General features: G+C 65.9%; 18 protein-coding genes and 1 tRNA gene. 14 read left to right on the top strand and 5 right to left on the bottom strand.

All coding sequences use genetic code 11. The features are described 5' to 3' along the window. The 11 genes from B9Z03_RS23085 (at position 1) to B9Z03_RS23035 (ending at position 14,466) form a co-directional block, all read left to right on the top strand. Positions 1–1,281 (top strand): TRAP transporter large permease, encoded by a 1,281-nt coding sequence (locus tag B9Z03_RS23085; RefSeq protein ID WP_085466366.1) that lies wholly within the window; start codon positions 1–3, stop codon positions 1,279–1,281. 22 nt (positions 1,282–1,303) lie between these two features. Then, a complete protein-coding gene (locus tag B9Z03_RS23080) occupies positions 1,304–2,092 on the top strand; it encodes an HpcH/HpaI aldolase family protein (protein ID WP_085466365.1) in 789 nt (262 codons plus the stop codon). A 24-nt stretch (positions 2,093–2,116) separates the two neighbouring features. After that, positions 2,117–3,061 carry a DUF6282 family protein gene (locus B9Z03_RS23075; RefSeq protein WP_244561820.1) on the top strand — a complete coding sequence of 315 codons (945 nt, stop codon included), beginning with the start codon at positions 2,117–2,119 and terminating at the stop codon, positions 3,059–3,061. Positions 3,062–3,087: 26 nt separating this feature from the next. After that, positions 3,088–4,017, top strand: coding sequence for a 3,5-dioxohexanoate:acetyl-CoA acetone transferase (locus tag B9Z03_RS23070; RefSeq protein ID WP_085466364.1), 930 nt, complete (start codon positions 3,088–3,090; stop codon positions 4,015–4,017). 45 nt (positions 4,018–4,062) lie between these two features. After that, entirely contained in the window at positions 4,063–4,782 is a 720-nt protein-coding gene (locus tag B9Z03_RS23065; RefSeq protein ID WP_085466363.1) for an NAD(P)H-dependent oxidoreductase, read from the top strand. Between the two features lie 10 nt (positions 4,783–4,792). Further along, positions 4,793–5,536, top strand: a complete 744-nt coding sequence (locus B9Z03_RS23060; RefSeq protein ID WP_085466362.1) for an SDR family NAD(P)-dependent oxidoreductase — start codon at positions 4,793–4,795, stop codon at positions 5,534–5,536. Positions 5,537–5,780: 244 nt separating this feature from the next. Further along, entirely contained in the window at positions 5,781–6,584 is an 804-nt protein-coding gene (gene bcsN / locus B9Z03_RS30445; protein WP_176247600.1) for a cellulose biosynthesis protein BcsN, read from the top strand. A 157-nt stretch (positions 6,585–6,741) separates the two neighbouring features. Further along, positions 6,742–8,931: a UDP-forming cellulose synthase catalytic subunit gene (gene bcsA / locus B9Z03_RS23050; RefSeq protein WP_085466360.1), complete on the top strand. Its 2,190-nt coding sequence runs from the start codon at positions 6,742–6,744 to the stop codon at positions 8,929–8,931. Further along, positions 8,928–11,246, top strand: a complete 2,319-nt coding sequence (locus B9Z03_RS23045; RefSeq protein WP_085466359.1) for a cellulose biosynthesis cyclic di-GMP-binding regulatory protein BcsB — start codon at positions 8,928–8,930, stop codon at positions 11,244–11,246. Before bcsA ends, B9Z03_RS23045 begins: the two co-directional genes overlap by 4 nt. Positions 11,247–11,275: 29 nt before the next feature. Beyond that, positions 11,276–12,283 carry a glycosyl hydrolase family 8 gene (locus B9Z03_RS23040; protein WP_432417045.1) on the top strand — a complete coding sequence of 336 codons (1,008 nt, stop codon included), beginning with the start codon at positions 11,276–11,278 and terminating at the stop codon, positions 12,281–12,283. Further along, on the top strand, positions 12,271–14,466 hold the full coding sequence (locus B9Z03_RS23035) for a YbbN family protein (protein ID WP_085466357.1): 2,196 nt from the start codon (positions 12,271–12,273) through the stop codon (positions 14,464–14,466). Before B9Z03_RS23040 ends, B9Z03_RS23035 begins: the two co-directional genes overlap by 13 nt. A 47-nt stretch (positions 14,467–14,513) precedes the next feature. On the opposite strand, the gene B9Z03_RS23030 is transcribed toward B9Z03_RS23035, so the two are convergent. Together B9Z03_RS23030 and cpdR are read right to left on the bottom strand one after the other, a co-directional pair. Continuing rightward, positions 14,514–14,588, bottom strand: a tRNA-Val gene (locus tag B9Z03_RS23030). A gap of 105 nt (positions 14,589–14,693) precedes the next feature. Then, on the bottom strand, positions 14,694–15,056 hold the full coding sequence (cpdR, locus tag B9Z03_RS23025) for a cell cycle two-component system response regulator CpdR (RefSeq protein WP_085466356.1): 363 nt from the start codon (positions 15,054–15,056) through the stop codon (positions 14,694–14,696). A 190-nt stretch (positions 15,057–15,246) separates the two neighbouring features. Here cpdR and B9Z03_RS23020 point away from each other — a divergent pair, with 190 nt between their 5' ends. Together B9Z03_RS23020 and hisN are read left to right on the top strand one after the other, a co-directional pair. Continuing rightward, the gene (locus B9Z03_RS23020) at positions 15,247–16,137 is read left to right on the top strand and encodes an N-formylglutamate amidohydrolase (RefSeq protein WP_085467827.1); all 891 of its coding nucleotides are present in this window, start codon (positions 15,247–15,249) and stop codon (positions 16,135–16,137) included. Positions 16,138–16,356: 219 nt separating this feature from the next. Continuing rightward, entirely contained in the window at positions 16,357–17,130 is a 774-nt protein-coding gene (gene hisN / locus B9Z03_RS23015; RefSeq protein ID WP_085466355.1) for a histidinol-phosphatase, read from the top strand. Positions 17,131–17,136: 6 nt separating this feature from the next. Here the strand turns inward: hisN and B9Z03_RS23010 are convergent, their stop codons facing one another. Continuing rightward, entirely contained in the window at positions 17,137–18,093 is a 957-nt protein-coding gene (locus tag B9Z03_RS23010; protein ID WP_085466354.1) for an alpha/beta fold hydrolase, read from the bottom strand. Between the two features lie 459 nt (positions 18,094–18,552). Between B9Z03_RS23010 and B9Z03_RS23005 the strand changes: the two genes are divergently transcribed. Next, positions 18,553–19,020, top strand: coding sequence for an Hsp20 family protein (locus tag B9Z03_RS23005; protein WP_085466353.1), 468 nt, complete (start codon positions 18,553–18,555; stop codon positions 19,018–19,020). Between the two features lie 52 nt (positions 19,021–19,072). On the opposite strand, the gene B9Z03_RS23000 is transcribed toward B9Z03_RS23005, so the two are convergent. Both B9Z03_RS23000 and B9Z03_RS22995 read right to left on the bottom strand, forming a co-directional pair. Further along, positions 19,073–19,462, bottom strand: coding sequence for a YybH family protein (locus tag B9Z03_RS23000; RefSeq protein ID WP_085466352.1), 390 nt, complete (start codon positions 19,460–19,462; stop codon positions 19,073–19,075). Positions 19,463–19,570: 108 nt separating this feature from the next. Next, positions 19,571–20,626 (bottom strand): threonine aldolase family protein, encoded by a 1,056-nt coding sequence (locus B9Z03_RS22995; protein WP_085466351.1) that lies wholly within the window; start codon positions 20,624–20,626, stop codon positions 19,571–19,573. Between the last annotated feature and the right edge of the window lie 360 nt (positions 20,627–20,986).

Below are 20,986 nucleotides of genomic sequence, written 5' to 3'. Positions count from 1 at the left end.
ATGGGCGCGTTTTTTGGTTCGTTTCTACTGTTGCTCGCGACCGGCGTGCCGATCGCATTCGCGCTCGGCGTCGGCGGGATGTTCTACTTGTTCCTCTCGGGCAACGGCGCGGTCATTCTCGCCCTCCCGCAGCGGATGATGGCCGGCGTCGACCAGTTCATCCTGCTCACCATCCCGCTCTTCCTGCTCGCCGGCATGCTGATGAACGTCGGCGGCATCACGGATCGCATCGTCACCTTCGCTCGCGCCATGGTCGGTCACAGGCGCGGCGGCATGTCGTCGGTGACGGTGCTCTCATCGGGCTTCTTCGCGGGCATCTCGGGGAGCGCGACTGCGGAGGCCTCGGCGCTCGGTTCGATCCTGATCCCCGCGATGCAGAAGCAGGGCATTCCGCCGGCCTATGCGGCGGCGCTGGTCGGCGTCAGCTCGATCATGGGGCCGATCATCCCGCCGTCGATTACCATGATCATCTACGGGGTGCTGTCCGGCACATCCATCGGACAGCTCTTCCTCGCAGGCGTCGGACCGGGGCTGCTTCTTGCAGGCGGACTGCTCGCCTATGCCGGATATCGCGCCCGCCGCGACGGGTTTCCGGTAACGCCGAAAATGGGGTGGGGCGACAGGCGGGCGGCGACCATTCGCACGCTGCCAGCGCTGATCCTGCCGCTGATCATCGTGGTCGGTATCAAGGCCGGCATCTTTACGCCGACCGAGGCGGCAGCGGTGGCCGTGATCTACGCGCTCATCGTTGGCTTCGCCTATCGCGACCTCACGCTGGGCAGGGTCTGGGAGGCGATGATCGCTACAACGATCGTAAGTTCCTCCATTCTGTTCATCACGGCGATGGCGAACATTGTCGCCTTCGTCTTCACTCTCGAACAAGTTCCGACGACCATCGCGCAGGCGGTGCTGACGGTCAGCGACAATCCGATCGTCGTGCTGATCATGCTGAACCTCGTGCTGCTCGTCCTCGGCATGTTCCTGGAGCCGATCTCGATCCTGATCCTCACCATGCCGATCCTGATGCAGTTCCTGAAAATCATCGGCATGGACCCGGTGCAGTTCGGCACAATGGTCGTGCTCAACGTGGTGATCGGCATGGCTACGCCGCCGGTGGGCATCCTGCTCTTCATCGTCTGCGCCGCCTCCGGGCAATCGCTGACGGCGGTCTCGCGCGAGGCGCTGCCACTGCTTGCGGTCTGTCTGCTCGTGCTGGTCCTTGTCGCCGCGCTTCCTGCCGTCACGCTCTGGCTGCCGCACGCGATGCTCGTGGGCAACTGAGCGATCAATCCGGAGAATTCCCATGATACAGTCTTCCGCCGCTCGCAGTTTCCGCCAGCGCTTCATCGCCGGGGAGACCCTTGTCGGCACCTTCGTCAAGACGCCGGCGAGCCACCCCGTGGAGATCCTCGGCCAGGCCGGGTTCGAGTTCGTGGTGATCGACGAGGAGCACGCGCCGTGGGATCGCGTGACGATCGACCATGCGCTGCTGGCAGCGCGGGCGTCCGGCACCGCCGGCATCGTGCGGGTTGCCGAGCCGAGTGCGGCCAAGATCCTCGCGGTGCTCGACGACGGCGCGACCGGCGTGCTGGTGCCGCATGTGAGCTCGGTCACCAAGGCACAGGAGATCGCCAGGGCTTGCCGCTTCCGCGGCGGCCGGCGCGGCTTCTCCAACACGACGCGTGCCGGGAATTTCGGCGCTGTCGGCGTCTGGCCGCATGTCGACGCGCAGGACGCGTCGGTGACGTTCATCGCGATGATCGAGGACCCCGAAGCGCTGGACGAGATCGATGCGATCGTCGCCACCGAGGGGCTGGACGGCGTCTTCATCGGCCGCGGCGATCTGACGGTCGCGCTCGGCGCGCCTGCAATGGACGCGCCTGAGATCATGGCCACCTGCGAGAAGATCATCGCCGCCGCCAAGAAGGTAGGCAAGCCGGTGGCGATGATGGTCGCCAATGCCGACGACGCCAACCGCTTCCACAAGATGGGCGCGACGACGTTCATCGTCGCGTCCGACCAGGGTTTCATGCGCCAGGCGGCGCTGAAGGCCTATGCAGACATTTCCGCCGTGGGCGCCAAGAGCGCCTGACGCGAGCCAGCAAGGAGACAGACCATGGCCGACACCACGACGAACTATCCGATGATCGTGCCGCTTCCGGAAATGAGCGCGGCGCGCAAGGCCGAAGTCGCCGATCTGCTGGTCGGCGCGATCGACCTTCATTGCCATTCCGGTCCGGCCGCGATGCCACGTATCCTCGGGCATACCGAGGCGTTCCGGATGGCGGAGGAAGCGGGTTTCAAGGCGCTGCTCTACAAGGACCACTACTATGTCGGCATGCCGCACTGCGCGGTGCTGAAGGACATCTATCCGGATTCGAAGGTCGAGCTCTTCTCCGGCGTCGCGCTGAACAATGCGTCCGGCGGCATCAACCCGCACGCCGTTGACCACGCGATCAAGCTCGGCGGCAAGATCGTCTGGTTCCCGACCTTCGCGGCCAAGAACCACATCGAAGCCTATGCCGCGAAGTCGTTCCCGAAGACGGCGAAGCCGATGCTGCCGCCGATCCCGCTGACCGTGCTCGACGCCAATGGCAAGCTGACCGACGATACAAAGCAGATCTGCGACCTGATCGCGGAAGGCGACATCATCCTCGCCGGCGGCCACCTGCACGTCTCGGAACTGTTCATCCTGTTCGAGGAAGCGAAGAAGCGTGGCGTGAAGAAGATGATGGTCAACCATCCAAGCTACATCATCGGCTGCTCGGACGAGGACATCAGGGGCCTGGTGGCGCTTGGCGCCTATATGGAGCACTCGATCTGCATGTTCATTCCCGGTCGCGCCAAGCAGCACGAGACGGAGGACCTGATCCACATGATGGAGGTTGCGGGCGTCGACCGCACCATCCTCGGCTCCGACCTCGGACTGACCCAGGCGCCGAAGCCGGTCGACGGCTACCGGATGATCGTCTCCGACCTGCTCGACCATCAGGTGTCGAAGGCTGACATCAGGAAGATCACCTCGGCGAACGCCGCCGGCCTGCTGGGCCTCGCGGCCTGACGTCTGACAGATAAGGGAGTTCGCCGATGGCGCCTCGCAAGGTAATCATCACGTGTGCGGTGACGGGCTCGATCCACACGCCGTCGATGTCGGAGCATCTTCCGGTGACGGCGCAGGAGATCGCGGATGCCGCGATCGGGGCGGCGGAGGCGGGGGCGGCGATCGTGCACCTGCATGCGCGCGATCCGAAGAACGGCCTGCCCGACCAGTCGCCGGCGGCCTTCGAGCCGTTCCTCAAGGTGATCAAGCAGCGCTCCGACTGCGTGGTCAACATCACCACCGGCGGCGCCTCGACCATGACGATCGCCGAGCGGCTGCAGCCGGTGGCGACCTTCAAGCCGGAGGTCGCCTCGCTCAACATGGGCTCGATGAACTTCGGCCTCTACCCGATGCTCGCCCGCTTCAAGGAGTTCAAGCACGACTGGGAGCTGCCCTATCTCGAAGGCTCGCGCGACCGCATCTTCAAGAACACCTTCGCCGACATCGAGAACATCCTGACGACCTGCGCGGAGAACGGCACGCGCTTCGAGATCGAGTGCTACGACATCGGCCATCTCTACACGCTGGCGCATTTCGTCGACCGCGGCCTGGTGAAGCCGCCGTTCTTCGTGCAGTCGGTGTTCGGCATCCTGGGCGGCATCGGGGCGCATGCGGAGGATGTGGCGCACATGAAGCGGACGGCCGACCGTCTGTTCGGCGACAGCTATTCGTGGTCTGTGCTGGGAGCGGGCGCGAACCAGATGCGGATCGCCGCGCAGGCGGCCGCGATGGGCGGCAATGTCCGCGTCGGGCTGGAGGATTCGCTGTGGCTCGGGCCGGGGCGGATGGCGAAGACGAATGCCGAGCAGGTCGCCAAGGTGCGCTCCATCATCGAAGGCCTTGGGCTGGAGATCGCCACCCCCGCCGAGGCCCGCGATATCCTGCAGCTCAAGGGCGCAGACAAGGTGAATTTCTGAGGATGATGGTTTGATGTCAGCGCTTGCCAGGATCTTCCTCCGGCCATGAACGTCCTCATCGTCTACGCCCACCCTGAACCCGCCTCCTTTAACGCCGCGATGCGCGACCGCGCGCGGGATGCGCTGACCCGAGCCGGGCATGAGGTGGTGATTTCCGATCTTTATGGCGAAGGATTCAATCCGGTTGCCGGCCGTCACGATTTTCTTTCGGTCGCCGACGAACAGGTCTTCCACTACCAGACCGAACAGGCGCATGCGGCCCGCCACGGCAGCTATGCACCCGACATCACGCGCGAGCAGAAGCGCGTGGCCGATGCCGACCTCCTCATCCTGCAGTTCCCGCTCTGGTGGGGCGGCGTGCCGGCGATCCTCAAGGGCTGGGGCGAGCGCGTCTTCTCCTATGGCTTCGGCTATGCCGACGGGCTGCGCTTCGACACCGGCGTCTTCCGCGGCCGGCGTGCGATGGTCTCGCTGACGTCGGGCGGCACCACGGCCCGCTTCGGCGCGGGCGCGGCCTATGGCGAGCTGGAGAGGCAGGTGCTGTGGCAGATCCAGCATCTCGGCCTTGAATATATGGGCTATGAGCTGGAGCCGCCCTTCGTCGCCTATGGCGCGCCGCGCGTCGACGCTGCGGGACGCGCGGCCTATCTCGATGCACTGGAAGAACATGTGCTGAGGGCGGCCGAGAAGCCGGTCGACCGCAGCCTCAAGATCGAGAGCCCGCTCGACCTCGTGCCGGACGGCGCGTGGCGGCAGCAGAGGTAAGGAGGAGATCATGACCGGAAAGCTCGCAGGCAAGGTGGCGTTGGTCGTCGGCGGCTCACGCGGGATCGGCGCGGCCGTGGCGCGGCGGCTCGCGGCGGACGGCGCCGCGGTCGCAATCGGATACCGTTCGGCGACGGCCGAGGCCGAGACGATTGTGAACGAGATCGTCGCGTCGGGGGGCCGGGCACGCGCGGTCAAAGGCGATATCGGTGTCGATGGCGACGCTATGCGGATGGTCGAGGAAGCGCATCGGCATTTCGGTCGGCTCGACGCGCTGGTCAACGCGGCGGGGATAGGTCCGTACCGGCCGCTGGCCAAGGTCGACGAGGCTTATGTGCGGGCGATGTTCGACACCAACGTGCTCGGCTCGATCATGCTGACCAAGGCGGCGGCGGCCGCCATGGCGGGGCAGGGCGGGCGGATCGTGCATTTCTCTTCGCGCCTCGCCTACAGCCCGATCCCGACCAGCACCGTCTACGCCGCCTCGAAGGCGGCCGTCGTCGCGTTGGTGCAAGGCTATGCGAAGGAGCTGGGCCCGAGCGGCATCACCGTCAATGCCGTGGCGCCGGGCGTGATCGAGACCGACATGACGACGGCGATCATCGCCGAACGCGGCGACCAGATCCGTGCCGCGACGCCGCTCGGCCGCATCGGCCAGCCCGATGACATCGCCGGCATCGTCTCCTTCCTCGTCTCCGACGACGCGCGGTGGATCAGCGGCCGCACCATCCTGGCGGACGGCGGGCTGACGTGAGCATTATCGCGGCGCAGCCGCGTAGGGTCGGCCTGGAACCAGTGTCGCCAACCCTCGTTGTGGATGAACCGGTGCCGGCGCCACTATCTGCGCGCAAAGCGGACAAGGCGATCTACGATGCCGGAGGGCATATAATGATTCGAGGCTTGTCTTGGTCCTCGCGTTCTTTCCGCGTTGGCATGTCTGCTCTGCGGCGGCGCTGAGTTTCTGTGTTCTGACGCTGGCTGGCTGCGGCGGGCCTGCGGTGACGCGCCACGCGCTTAACGGCAGCGTGGAGCCGGCCAAGGCGTTCGCGCTGCCGCCGCCCGGTGGTCCCGCGGTCACCGGCGTTATCGAGCGCACCTACAGCAATGCCATCCAGCAGGAGATCGTGCTTGCATCCGACACGGCTGTGTCGGGGCAGAACATGATCCGGATACAGATTTTCGGACGCACGGGGCAGGGCGCCGGCACATCGCGCGCAGGCGATCCCTTTCTGGCCTCATCCGACATCGGCCGTGAGCTGAGGGCCTATTTTCCAGGTGTGGCGATGCGCCGGTCGCCGCTCTATGCGCAAAACAGCTACGGACCCTTTGGCTACGCCGTCGGCACGCATGGGTCGGGCGACATGTGCCTCTATGGCTGGCAGCGCATGACCAGCGCCAAGAATGCCGGCCCGTTTTCGCCTCAGGGGTCGATCCAGGTCAGAATGCGCATCTGCCAGCGCGGCGCCAGCGAGCGCTCGCTGCTCGCGATGATGTACGGCTACACCATCAACGCATCTCTGCCGGGCGGATGGAACCCTTACGGAAACGCGCCGGACCCGGATCCTCGTCTCGGCAGGACGGGGCAGACAGTCAATCCCGCCGACGGCTCCTGGGTCGACGGGGTAGCGGAACCTGCGCCGCAGCCGGCTGTGCGGCGGACTGTGCGCACCAGCGCGTCGCCGCCGCCGAAGCCGGCCGCCGAGGCGGTGCCTGCTCCTCCCGCGGGCGCGCCGGTGGTGCCTCCTCCTCCGGGCGAAGGATCGGTGCCGATCGTGCCCACTCCGCCGCCGGGCGGAGGATAGTTTTGGCGCTATCTGCCCGATGCCGTTAACGAAAAACTTACCGAACTCGGTCGTTTCACGGTGTGTTAAGACAATCTGCAGTGGCGCAGACGTTTAGATGATGCGCGGACTTGAGGGGTAGTCACGCGACACGAAACCGTTCAGCCGGGTGCGGTCGATGAGTAAGTTTCTCCTTGTCCTGGTCTGGGCCCTTTCGGCGGCGCTGGTCCTTCTGATCGTGTCGCTGCCGATCAACCTCCAGACGCATCTGATCGCCGGGACGGTCGTCCTCGTGCTGATGATGGCTCTCAAGCTGCTGCGGGCCGAGGGCAACTGGCGCCTCGTCGCGCTGGCGCTGGGAACCGCCATCGTGCTTCGCTACGCCTACTGGCGCACGACGAGCACGCTGCCGCCGGTGAGCCAGCTTGAAAATTTCATCCCCGGACTGCTGCTCTACCTCGCCGAGATGTACAGCGTGTTCATGCTGGGGCTGAGCCTGTTCATCGTCGCCAAGCCGCTGCCGTCGCGCCCGCCGAAGATCGTGACGGACGAATCCAACCTGCCGACCGTGGATGTCTTCGTGCCGAGCTACAACGAGGAGCCGCAGCTTCTGGCCGACACGATCGCGGCGGCACGTGCGATGGACTATCCCGCCGACAAGTTCACCGTCTGGCTGCTCGACGACGGCGGAACGGTGCAGAAGCGCAACGCTACCCATGTCGTGGAGGCCGAGACGGCGCTCGAGCGGCACAAGTCGCTGCAGCAGCTCTGCGCCGATCTCGGCGCCCGCTATCTGACGCGCGAACGCAACGAGCACGCCAAGGCCGGCAACATGAACAACGGCCTCGCCTATTCGCAAGGCGAGCTCATCGCCGTCTTCGATGCCGACCACGCGCCCACGCGCAGTTTTCTGCGGGAGACAGTCGGCTATTTTAACGAGGACCCGCGCCTGTTCCTCGTCCAGACGCCGCACTTCTTCCTCAATCCCGATCCGCTCGAAAGGAATCTCAGGACCTTCGAGAAGATGCCGTCCGAGAACGAGATGTTCTACGGCATCATCCAGCGCGGCCTCGACAAGTGGAACGGCGCCTTCTTCTGCGGCTCGGCGGCTGTCCTGCGCCGCGCGGCGCTGATGGAGGCGAACGGCTTCTCGGGCGTTTCGATCACCGAAGACTGCGAGACGGCGATCGAGTTGCATTCGCGAGGCTGGAACAGCGTCTATGTCGACAAGCCGCTGATCGCCGGCCTCCAGCCGACGACCTTCGCGAGCTTTATCGGACAGCGCAGCCGCTGGGCGCAGGGCATGATGCAGATCCTGCGGTTCCGCTTCCCGCTCCTCAAGCGCGGCTTAAGCTTTCCCCAACGCCTGTGCTACATGTCCTCGACGCTGTTCTGGCTGTTTCCCTTCCCGCGCACGATCTTTCTTCTCGCGCCGCTGTTCTATCTCTTCTTCGACCTGCAGATCTTTACGGCCTCGGGCGGCGAGTTCCTCGCCTACACGTTCAGCTACATGATCGTGAACCTGATGATGCAGAACTATCTCTATGGCAGCTTCCGCTGGCCGTGGATTTCGGAACTCTACGAATATATCCAGTCGGTCCACCTTTTGCCGGCCGTCATCTCGGTGATGCTCAATCCGCGCAAGCCGACCTTCAAGGTGACGGCCAAGGACGAATCCGTCGCGGTCAGCCGTCTTTCGGAGCTCAGCCGGCCGTTCTTTCTCATCTTCGCCCTCCTGGTGGTCGCGACGTTTGTCGCGGCCTGGCGGATCTATGCCGAGCCTTACAAGGCCGACGTGACGCTGGTTGTCGGAGGCTGGAACCTGCTCAACCTCATCATGGCGGGTTGCGCGCTCGGCGTGGTGTCGGAAAAGCGGGAGCGGGCCGCGACGCGCCGGATCAAAGTGAAGCGCCGCTGCGAATTCGGGCGCGAGGGCATCTGGTATCCGGGCACGATCGAGGATGTTTCGGTCAACGGGGCGCGGATCAAGGTCTATCGCGGCGACGCCCTCGACGCTTTGGGTGACGGCGAGGTCAATCTCCGCTTCGAGATGCTGTCCGGTGCAGGCACTGCGATCCTGCCGGTAGAGATTCGCAATTCGGAACGATCGGCGGACGGGCTCGCCATCGGCTGCAGATACGTCCGGTCCACAGCCGACCATCACCGCTACGTCGCCGATCTCGTCTTCGCGAGCGCGGATCAGTGGACGCAGTTCCAGAGTGCGCGACGCCGCAATCCCGGCGTCCTGATGGGAACGATCTGGTTCCTGCGGCTGGCGATGTTCCAGACCTATCGCGGTCTCGTCTATCTCTTCCGGAGCGCGCGCGGCGACAAGGACGAGGCGCGAAGCGGGGAGGTGTCCCGATGAGGCTTGCGTTGGTCGCCGTCCTGATGCTGGCCTGGGCCTGCGGCGCCTACGCGCAGGAAAACACGCCGTTCGACATGAGCCCGGAGCGTCCCGCACAGTCCGAGCCGGCCGACGATCCCGCAGTGCCGCCGGACGAGGAGGCTGCGCCGGTGCCTGTCGAACCCGCGCCGCCAGCGACGCCCGCACGGTTCCGGCGTTTCCTGCTGCCCGACTCCAAGCTGACGCTTGCCGGCGAGCAGGCCCGCCGCACCTGGGCGATCTATCTTTCTCCCCGCCAGGCCGCATCGCCTGCCACGCTGACCTTCGGCTATCAGAACGCTGTCGTCGTCGCGCCGGAAAGCTCGGAATTGAGCGTCATTGTGAACGGAACCGCGATCCATCAGGAACAGGTCGCAGCACCCGACGGGGTCGTCAGCAGGGAGGTCAAGATTCCGCCCGGCGTGCTGCGCGCCGGGCGCAACGAGATCGGCTTCTCGGCCCGCCACCGCCACCGGACGGACTGCACGATCGAATCGACGTACGAATTGTGGACTGAGATCGCAGCGAGCGGGACCTATCTCTCGTTCGAAGATCCGGCCGCGGCCGAACTCGCGACCGCCGAGGAGCTTTCCGCGGTCGGCGGCGATGCCGCAGGCAAAGTCCGCGTTGCAATCGTCGCCCCGGCCCTGGCGCGCCTCGATATCGCCAGCGAACTTATGCGGCTTTCCCAGGCGCTCGCGCGGCATATCAATACGCCGGACATCGAGATCAGCGTGAGTTCCCGCCCGCCTGCCGAGTCGGCGGCGGAGTTGGTGGTGCTGCTCGGAACGGCCGAAGATCTTTCCTCCCTTGGATATGCGCTGCCCGCGATCGATGGCCCCTTCAGCGCCTTCGCGCCGGCGAGGCAGGGGCAGGCTCCAGTCTACCTCGTCAGCGGCCGCGACAGGGCGCAGTGGAGTGCCGCGCTCGACAGCCTCGTCACTCCGGTCGACAGGTCCGTGGACTTGCAGCGGGACGTCTTCCTGACAGAAGCGTGGCGTACGCCCAACGCGCCGATGATCTTTGTCGGAGAGCAAGTGCCCTTCGCCGACATGGGGTTGCGTTCCGAGCAATTCTCCGGCCGCCGCTACACGGCCGAATTCGAGTTCGGCGTGCCGGCCGACTTCTATGCCGACGCCTATGGAGAGGCACGCATCCTGCTGGACGCCGCCTATTCCGACCGGGTCGAACCCGGCAGCCTCATCAACGTTTATGTCAACGGCAGCGTTGCGGCCTCGATGCCGATCACGGCCACGCAGGGTGCGGTGCTCAACCGCTTCCCTATCAACTTCACCATGCAGCATATCCGGCCCGGCCTGAACCGCATTGTCCTCGAGGCGGATCTGCGCACGGCGGCCGACGAAGTATGCAGCCCCGGCACGGCTGCGGACGATACGCCGCGCTTTGCGCTCTTCGACACTTCCCGCTTCGTTATGCCGACCTTCGCGCGTATCGCGCAGCGTCCAAACCTGTCGGCCCTGTCGGGTACGAGTTTTCCCTACGGCCGCGCGGTGGACCCGATCGCCGTCGTGGTGGACCGCTCGACGGATGACGGGCTTTCGAGCCTCGCGACCCTGCTTGCGCGCATGGCGAGATCAGCCGGCCGTATCCTGCCGATCGAATTCGTCGCATCGCAGGACGGGCTCGGCATGCGCGACGCGATTATCATGGGCGGCGCGGCCGACATTCCGCAGGAGATACTCCAGCAGGTTGGCGTTTCCGTCGAGAGCGATGCCGACTGGGAGGCCGGCGCGTCGGGCAGCCCTGCTCCCGCCGGACCAACGCTCGACGAGTGGCGTCAGCAGGTCACCGGATCTTGGTTCGGCAGGACTTGGCGCGATTTCCGTGAATGGCTGCAGCGCACCTTCAACATCACCTCCGACATGCTCCGTTTCGTGCCAGAGGAGGAGGCGGCCTATGTGCCGCCGCCCACGTCCGGCCTCGTGATCGCGCAGAGCAGCAACCCGGCGCGATCGGGAACGTGGACCGTCGTCGTCGCGCCTGATACGGCCGCCCTTCGCGAGAACCTGGCCGCGTTCACCGATCTTGGCAACTGGGGCAGGCTGGCAGGACATATTACCTCGTTCAATCCCGCGACGCGCGAAGTCGATGCGGTGCCGGTCGGGCAGTTCGAATTCGTCGAGACGGTGCCGCCGTCGATCTGGAATTACCGGCTCATCGCTGCCAACTGGCTTTCGGCGAACATTTTGTCCTACTCCCTTGCTCTGATCCTCGCCTGCGTTGTCCTCGGCGCGACGACGACGTTCCTGCTGAGCCGTCTCGGGAGGCGGCGGTGAGGCGCTTGCTCTGGGCAGCGGCGATCGCGATGTGCACCACCTCTCTTGCCGCGGCTTTGGAGTCGACGGTTCGGCCCGATGAATGGGAGAGCTATCGCGCGCGTTTCGTGATGCCCGACGGCCGCGTGGTGGACGACGGCAACGGAGGTATCTCGCACAGCGAAGGCCAGGGCTATGGTCTCATCCTCGCCTACCTCGCCGGAAACATGGCCGATTTCGATCAGGTCTGGACGTTCACCCGCACGGAGCTGCTGCTGCGCGATGACGGCCTGGCGGCATGGCGCTGGGAGGAGAATGCCAATCCGCATGTCACGGATCCCAACAACGCCTCGGATGGCGACATCCTGATCGCCTATGCGCTCGCGCTGGCGGGCGAGGCCTGGCAGCGGCCGGATCTCACCGCGGCGGCCAGGCAACTCGCGGAGGCGATCGGCAGGTCGGTCGTCTACGAATATGGCGGCGTGATGCTCCTGCGACCGGGCGTAGCTGGGTTCGACGCCGACGGCCGCAAGGACGGACCGGTGGTGAACCTGTCCTATTGGGTCTTCGAGGCCTTTCCGGTGCTGGCGTCGCTGGCGCCGGCCTATGACTGGCAGCGGCTTCGTAACGACGGCGTGAGGCTGGTCCGCGCCGCCAGGCTCGGCCCTCGACAGCTTCCGCCCGACTGGCTTGCACTTGGGGATGAACTGAAATCGGCTGAAGGCTTTCCCGCCGAGTTTGGCTATAATGCCCTCCGGATTCCGCTCTATCTTATTCGGGACGGAACGGACCAGGTGGAAGTCTTGAGGAGGCTGCGCGAGGGAATGGCGGGGACCGATACTACCCCCACGACTGTAAACCTGAGCAGTGGTGGCGTGCGCGACCGGCTGGACGATCCTGGCTACCGTATCCTGCCAGCGCTGATCGACTGCGTCGTCGAGGGCACGCCGATTCCCGAAGAGCTCCGGCGCTTCTCGCCCACCCTGTACTATCCCTCCACCCTCCACCTCCTGGCCCTGTCCCATCTGCGGAGCGGGGGCGGACGATGCCTGCCGTGAGAGGCGCGATCCGGCTGTTCGCTGTCGCCCTGCTTGGGGTCGGCACCTGCTTTCATGCGATCGCCGACGACATCGTGCCGCCATGGGATCCGCGCCCGACCGGAACCGTCCCGCCGCACAGGCTCAGGCTTCCCGCCGCCGATGTGATCGAGGTGCAGCAGGAGATGCCGCGGCCGCCGCTGGAAACGGCGCAGGCGCAGCCAGCCCCGGCTTCCCCGCCGGCTCCGGTTGTTTCCGCGCCTGATCAGGCCGGCCAGCGGCCGAAGGTGGACGAGTCGGCGCTGCGTTACTTCGCACGCCAGGGCGACACGAAGCGTCTGGAGGCCGAGATCGCCAGGCTCAAGGCGCTTTACCCCGACTGGACGCCGCCTGCCGATCCGCTCGCGGTTCCGGTCAATGTCGATGAGAAGCTGGAAGCTGTCTGGGCGCTCTATGCCGCCGGCAAATATGCCGAGGCGCGCCGTGCGATCGCACAGCGCCGGACGGACGAACCCGGCTGGACGCCGCCGCCTGACCTCTTGGAGCGGCTGGCCGTCGCCGAGGCACGCGAGCAACTCGTCAACGCTTCCAACCTTCACCAGTACGACACGGTGATCCGCATCGGCTCCGGACATCCGAGCCTGCTGACCTGCAGCGAGGTCGACGTGCTGTGGCGGGTTGCAGAGGCCTTTGCCGAGACGCAGCGGGCGAACCGGGCGCGCGACGCCTACCGCTACATCCTCACCAATTGCGACGACACGCAGGAACGCCTGGCAACGGCGCAGAACGCGGTGCGGCTGCTGCCGTCGGAGATGGCCGACGAGCTCCTGGCGCTCGAGCGCTTCGACGCGGCGGGCGTCGGCGAGTTCGGGCCGGTGCGCGACGATCTCGCGCGCAAGGGCGTGGCGGCCGGCGGCGCGGATCCGGCGGTGGACGCCTCGCCGGAGCAGCTGGCGCGGGTGGAGAAGCTGGCGACCGCCGAGGGCAAGGCATCCGACAGCCTGCTGCTGGGATGGTACAACCTGCGGCACGGCCAGAGCGAGGCCGCCGAGAAGTGGTTCCGGGCGGCGCGCGGGATCGAGGACAGCGCCGAGGCATCGCAGGGACTTTCCCTGGTCCTCGTCGCCCGCAAGGCCTTCGAGGAGGCCGAAAGCGTCCTCTATCCATGGCGCGACGCCAATGACGAGACGCGCTCCTCTTATCTCGCCGCGGTTGCCAACCTGCTCGGGGTCGAGCCGCGTGTCGACGTGCCTCCCGAGGTGCTGCAGCGCATGGCCGCGGCCGCCGCGAGCGCGCGCGACGTTGCCGCCGCGCAGCAGTTCGGCTGGTATGCGCGCGCCTTCAACCAGTTCGACACGGCCGGGAAATGGTTCTCGACCGCTCTGTCCTGGAACCCCGACGATGAGCCGTCCGCCTACGGGCTGGCATTGACGTACCATCAGCTCGGCAATGCGACGGGACTGGCCGAACTGAAGCGCATCTGGCGCGGACGTTCGGAGCGCATCCTCGCCGTTGGCGAGCGGACGCGCGGCCAACCGGCCGGCGGCACACCGACGTCGGTCGCGGTGGAGACGCCCGCCGCGCCCCCGTCGGCGCAATCCGTTGCAGTCGAGACCGCCCCGGTTCTCGCAGCGCCCCGGAACAATGCGGTGAGCGAGAGCGCCGCCGCGCCGGGTACGGCGAGCCGTCCGCGCGGCTGCGCCGACACGATCCATCCGTCGACGCTCTCGGCGCAGGGCGCGCTCGACCGCGGCTGGTGCCTGATGGAAGCGAACCGGCCGCTCGAAGCGGCCGAGGCGTTCGAACGCGCCCTGGCGACGACGGACGGCCATGCCCGCAGCGACGCGGCCTATGGCCAGAGCCTCGCTTATCTGCGCGCCGGCCTTGTCGACGACGCTGCGGTGGCGGCTGCGAAGGCACCGCAGCAGCGGCGCCGGGTGGCCGAGCTGCAGTCGAGCATCCTGGCGGAACGCGCGCTCGGCGCCTTCGAGAACGGTCGCTACGTCGAGGCCCTGATCGCCCTCGACCAGCGCGCGCAGATCGCCCCGGAGCGGATCGACCTGATGGTGCTGCGCGGCTACGCCTATCTCAACCTCAACCGCCGCGAAGACGCCCGCCGTATATTCGAAGCCGCCGCCGGCACCGGCAGCCGCGACGCACTCAAGGGCCTCGCGGCCGTGGACGAGAACGCATCCCAGCGGTGAGGGGCCGGGGTGAAGTCGAATTTTTCAACGAGGTCAGAGAGTTCGGATGGTGGGCGTGACAGGGATTGAACCTGTGACCCCTACGATGTCAACGTAGTGCTCTCCCGCTGAGCTACACGCCCATCCGACGCGGCGCATACATCATGCCTGACGCCGGGCGTCAATAGCCAAATGGCGGGGAAGTGAGTGCGCCCAGGGGAAGCCGGGGCAGGGCGGGGCGGCGGGTCTCAGGCCGCCTGCAGCATCTTCTCGACCTCGTTGACAAGATCGCGAAGGTGGAAGGGCTTCGACAGGACCTTGGCGTCGCGGGGCGCCTTCGAATCGGGGTTGAGGGCGACGGCGGCGAAGCCGGTGATGAACATCACCTTCAGGTCCGGGTCGATCTCGGTCGCGCGGCGGGCGAGTTCGATGCCGTCCATCTCCGGCATGACGATGTCGGTCAGGAGCAGCGAGAACGGCTCCTCGCGCAGGCGCTCGTAGGCGGATGCGCCATTGTCGAAATCGGAGACGTCGTAGCCCGCCCTCTCCAGCGCCTTCACGAGGAAGCGGCGCATGTCGTCATCGTCTTCCGCAAGGAGAATTCGTGCCATTGTCCCGTCCGAATCACATGTGCAGGCGGATGAAAACCCGCCCGTTAACCATGTTCTGTATATGAAAGGCGGCGGGTAAATATCAAGTGAACGCGCGCATCCGCCGCCGGCAGCCGCTCTGGACAGGAGGGCGTGCGGGTGGCACGGTGCGGGAACAGCCGGCATGGCCTATCCAACCGACCGAAGATTGATGAACGCAGGCGCGGACTTCGCTGAAACGACACCCTTTTTCGAGATCTCGCCCGCGGATCCTGTCGTTCCTTTCGTCTTCAACTCTCCCCACAGCGGCAGCCACTACCCGGAGCGCTTCCTCGGCATGATCCGCCTCGATGGCGAGGGCATCCGCCGTTCGGAGGACTGCTATGTAGACGAGCTCTTTGCCGGCGTCGCCTCGCTCGGCGCGCCGTTGCTCGCCGCCAACTTCCCGCGCGCCTATCTGGACGTGAACCGCGAGCCCTGGGAACTCGACCCGCGGATGTTCGCCGAACCGCTGCCGCCGTTCGCCAATGCGCGCTCGGCGCGCGTCGCGGGCGGGCTCGGCACGATCCCGCGCATCGTCGGCGAGGGGCAGGACATCTATTCGGGCCGGTTGCCGCTGGCAGAGGCGCTGTCGCGCATCGAGGCGTTCTACAAACCCTACCACCAGCGCCTGCGCAGCCTCCTGATGCGGGCGCATTCGCATTTCGGCCGCGCGATCCTGATCGACTGCCACTCGATGCCGGCCTCGATCCGGGTCGGGGAGGCGGGGCTGCGGCCGGATTTCATCCTCGGCGACCGGTTCGGCGCATCGGCCGCCGAACCGCTGTCGCAGCAGGCGATCGCGATCCTGACCTCGATGGGCTACACGGTTGCGCACAACAAGCCCTATGCCGGCGGGTTCATCACCGAGCATTACGGCCGGCCGGGCAAGGGCCTGCACGCCATGCAGATCGAGATCAACCGCGGCCTCTACATGAACGAGCGGACCTACGAGAAGTCGGCCGGCTTCGAGGCGCTGGCCGAGGACCTGACCGAGTTCTCCGCGCGGCTGATGGCGTTTGCCGACTTCTTTTTCGACCGCCCGGCGCTCGCCGCCGAATAGCGGCTTCCCCCCAGCCGGACCGAAAAAAAGACCGCATCGTTCGCACGACGCGGTCCAAGTCTAGGGAGGAAACGCCCAAGGAGGGCATAGACGGGCGAACCCGTCTGTCGTTACAATCTTGCTGCATTGCACAAATGTCAAGGCGAAACGCTTAAAAATAATTCACACTGATTTGCCTGCCTGCAAATGTGGCAGATAGGCAACGGAACAGGGGGATACATGACCGTCAGCGCCGATTTCATGCGCCGGCTGGCCGCCGTCGCGGCCGCGGAGACGCTGCCGCGCTTCCGGATGGAAGGTTCGATATCGAACAAGGAAGCGTCCGGGTTCGATCCGGTGACCGAGGCCGACCGCGAGGCCGAGCGCGCCATCCGGGCTCTGATCCTGTCCGAATATCCCGGCCACGGCATACTGGGCGAGGAGCACGGCGCCGAAAACATCACGTCGAGCCATGTCTGGGTGATCGATCCGATCGACGGCACCCGCGCCTTCATCTCCGGCCTGCCGGTATGGGGCACGCTGGTGGGCTTGACGGTCGACGGCGACGCCAAGGCGGGGCTGATGTCGCAGCCCTTCACCGGCGAGCTGTTCTATGCGCTCGGCGACGGCGCGCATTTCGAGGGGCCGGGCGGGCCGCGCAGGCTTGCGACGCGTGCGACAGCGGCTCTTTCCGACGCCACCCTGTTCACCACCACGCCGGCGCTGTTCAAGGGCGCGATGCGCGAGCGTTACGACCGGCTGGAAGCCTCGGTGCGCCTGCCGCGCTACGGCACCGACTGCTACGCCTTTGCCATGGTGGCCGCGGGGCATGCGGACATTGCGGTCGATGCGGGCCTGCAGGCCTACGACATCGTCGCGCTGATCCCGCTGATCGAGCAGGCGGGCGGCGTGGTGACGACCTGGACGGGCGGAGCGGCCGAAGGCGGCGGCGATATCCTCGCCAGCGCCAATCCGGTCCTGCACGAGAAGGCGCTCAAGCTGATCAACGGCTGAGCGCGGTCAGTCCTCGGCGTCTTCGCCGGGTATGAAGGCGTCGAAGGCCGCCCAGAACTGCTCCCGGTAGATGTCGGCTTCCTGCAGGATCTCGTGGCGGGCGCCGTCGATCGTGACGACCGACCCGGACCGCATCGTCCGCGACAGGGCCTCGATGGCCGGCGTCGACACGACCTCGTCGCCGCCGGCAGCGACGAACAGCGTCGGAATGTGCAGCCTTGCCGCGAAATCGGGATCGCGCACGCGTTCGGCCGCGATGCAGGCCGCGTGCACCCATGCGACCGTCGGCCCGCCCATCGCGAGATGCGGCGCCTGGTTGAACAAAGCAGTGTTGCGGGTGAAGCGGGCGAGGTCGGTCGTCAGCTTGTTCGCGGCGAAGGGGTAGCCACCCTTCGGGCGTGGACCGCCGGAGACGTAGAGGGTGCCGAGGCCGAGGCTGTAGAGGACCGCGGTCATGCGGCGCAGCGCCGTCATCGAGACGGGAAGGCCGACGAACTCCACCAGCGGCGCCACGAGGACCATGCGTCGCACGCGGTTGAAGAGACGCGGAGTGGCGAGCAGCCCGATCAGCGAGCCGGTCGAGTGTCCGAGGATATAGTAAGGTCCCCGGCAATCCGGCAGGACGACGTCGTCGAAGAATTTCTCCAGGTCGGAGACGTATTCGTCGAAACTCGTCACATAGCCGCGGGCGCGGTCGCGCAGCAGCCGTTCCGAATCGCCCTGGCCGCGCCAGTCCATGATGGCCGTGCCGAAGCCGCGCGCGGAGAGCTCCCGGATCGTCTCGAAATACTTCTCGATGCACTCGTTGCGCCCGGCGAGGATGACGACGGTGCCTCTCAGCGGCCGCGTCTGCGCAGGGAAGCGGGCATAGCGGATGGAGCGGCCGTCATGAGCGGAAAAGCGTTCGACCTCGCCCCAGTCCGGTGCGGGATTTTCGGGAATGTCGACCAGAGATTCGGTCATTGAAGAATCCGGTGGCACTGCGGTCCTTGATAGGGAGGCCGGCTGCAAAAGCAAAGCCTCCGAGGGCTCGGGCATGTCAAAATGGGTCGACGTAACCGCCGGATGTCGAGCAGCTCCACATTGTCGCGATCGCAAAAAAATGGCCGGAAGCGGACAAGCCGCCTCCGGCCGATTCAAGCCCGGGTGGAAGGGACGATACACCCGAACCGGGATCGCAGGCCCCGATCGACCGTTGATCCATGACCGAACTCTAGGCGTCGCGGCCTGAACGGCATCCGAAGCGGCGGTTCATCCTGCGTTCATCGAAGGTGGCGCGAAAAAGTCCTTGAAATCGCAAAATGCCGTTCCCAAATCATTGTCGTGGCCGCCTTGAAGGGGCCACTGACCGACAGGAAACGCCGCTACGGGTTTTCGAGAGTCGGTCATCACGCAAGACTTGTTGCTCAAGGGAGAACACCCATGCGTTCTGTTGATTTTTCGCCGCTCTATCGTTCCACTGTCGGCTTCGACCGTCTCTTCTCGATGCTGGACCAGATCGGCCAGCCCGACGGGGGCCAGACTTACCCGCCCTACAATATCGAGCGCACCGGCGAGGACGCCTACCGCGTCACGATGGCGGTTGCCGGCTTCGGCGAGAACGAGATCTCCATCGAGGCTCACCGCAACGTGCTGACCGTCAAGGGCGAGAAGTCCGAGGAAAGCGCCAATGAGGGTTCGGAGCTGCTCTACCGCGGCATCGCGTCCCGCGCGTTCGAGCGCCGCTTCCAGCTCGCCGACCATGTCGAGGTAACCGGCGCCACGCTGAAGAACGGCCTGCTGCATGTCGATCTCAAGCGGAACATTCCGGAAGAGATGAAGCCGCGCAAGATCGCGATTGCGACCGCGGCCAAGCCTTCGAAGCAGATCGAGGCCAAAGCGGCCGCGTAATCCAGTCTTCACGGCACATCATGGCGGCGCCTCCGGGCGCCGCTTCCGTTTTCTACTCCCGCAGGAAGTCGGCGTGGCGATGAACCAGCCGCCAGTCGCCGTCTTCCCGTCTGAACAGCTCGGTCACCCGCAGGTTCATCGGGACGGCCTTGCCATCCATCTCGACGATCGCCCGCTGGATGCCGCACCAATAGGCAATGTCGCCGCCCTCGGCGGACTGCATCACGTCCAGCCGGCTCTCTCCATCCGACCCGAACCGCGAAGCGCCAGCCTGGTAGGAGGCGACGATCGCAGACCTTCCGGCGAGCACCTTGCCGTCGGGACCGAAGAAGGTCGATGGTTCGGTTTCGGAGGCCATGGCCTCGACCTTGTCGGACCGGCCGCGCACATACGCTTCCGCCGCGGCTTCGCGCCGCTCCATGAATTCCGCGAATGAGGACATCGTGTGGCTCCTGTTCCGTCACTGGCGATCCGCCCGTGACACAGCTAGGAGGCCTGGGTCCGTCCGGCCAGCCGGGGCGGGCGGACCTCCTGACAATCGGGTCAGGATCTATTTCGACATCAGCAGCTTGCGGAACCCGTCGATATCCTCATCGCGCGTCGCGAAGCTCGTCACGAAGCGGCAGACCGTTTCGTCGTCGGCGACCGGCTCGTCATAGGACGCGGGCTTTGCCCAGGGATAGAAGCGGGCGCCCTGGGCGTTCAGCTCTTCCATCAGCGCCCGCGGCATCACGGCGAAGGCCTCGTTCGCATCCGGCGTCCAGGCAAGCCTGACGCGATTGGACGAGGCGAGCACGTCCGCCAGGCGCTTCGTCATCGCATTGGCGTGGCGCGCGGTGGCGAGCCACAGATCGTCGGCGAAATAGGCCTCGAACTGCGCCGCTATGAAGCGCGATTTCGAGAAGAGATGCGCCGACCGCTTGCGCAGGAAGGGAATCTCGGCGGCTTTCCCCGGATCGAGGACGACGAGCGCCTCCGCGCACCAGCAGCCATTCTTGGTGCCGCCGAAGGAAACCAGGTCGACGCCGCGCTTCCAGGTCATCTCGGCCGGCGTCGTCTCCAGCGCCACGAGCGCGTTCGCGAAGCGTGCGCCGTCCATGTGCAAGGGCAGTCCGTGGGCATGCGAAACCCCTGCCACCGCCTCGATCTCGTCCAGCGAATAGACGGTTCCGACTTCCGTCGCCTGGGTGATCGAGACTGCCATCGGCTGACCGGAATGGACGACCCGCGCCGAATAGCGACCGATCGCCGCGGAAAGCGCATCCGGGCCGATCTTGCCGAGCGCACCCGCCACGGGACAGAGGCGGATCCCTCCGGCGAGAAATTCCGGCGCGCCGCACTCGTCGACGATCATATGTGCGTCGGAATGGCAGAAGGCCACGCCGCCCGGCCTGTAGCAGGCGGCCATCGCAAGCGAATTCGCGGCCGTGCCGGTGCCGACGAAAAAGACGGCGACATCGCGTTCGAAGATCCGGCTAAATGTGGCGTCGACCGCCTTGTCGAGATCGCTCGTCCCATAGGCCGATGCGAAGCCCCGGGCGTGCCTGACGAGGCTTTCGGCGATGGATGGGTGGGCGCCTGCCCAGTTGTCGGAGGAAAAGATCATGCTGGGCCCCTGTTGCAGTGCGGCGGGACACTGTTCGTTCAGATCGTCTTGTGCAAGCATCTTTCAGCGGGCAACGGCCGGCGGCCGGCTTGCCGTCGGGCGCGCCGTTTTCGCCTGCCGGCTGGTGGCGAAAGAAAATTTCCGTCGACTGCATGCCCATGCATGAAAAATACGCAGCCCGACCTCAACCTTTGCAATTCGGTCTTGTGTGGCCGCCCGATTTCTGCCATACAAAATATAGGACAGCACTGCTGTCTTAATTATCGTCGTTACGATGGCCGGAATTGGCGTATCATCGCGCCATTCCGGCCTTGCGCGCGATGGGTGCGGGGACCGATTCCCCGATCGAACAGGAGGATG

Source organism: Mesorhizobium australicum, assembly GCF_900177325.1.
Classification (GTDB): domain Bacteria; phylum Pseudomonadota; class Alphaproteobacteria; order Rhizobiales; family Rhizobiaceae; genus Mesorhizobium_A; species Mesorhizobium_A australicum_A.
The sequence above is the reverse complement of the archived record's forward strand: the minus strand, read 5'-3'. Positions and strand labels throughout refer to the sequence as shown.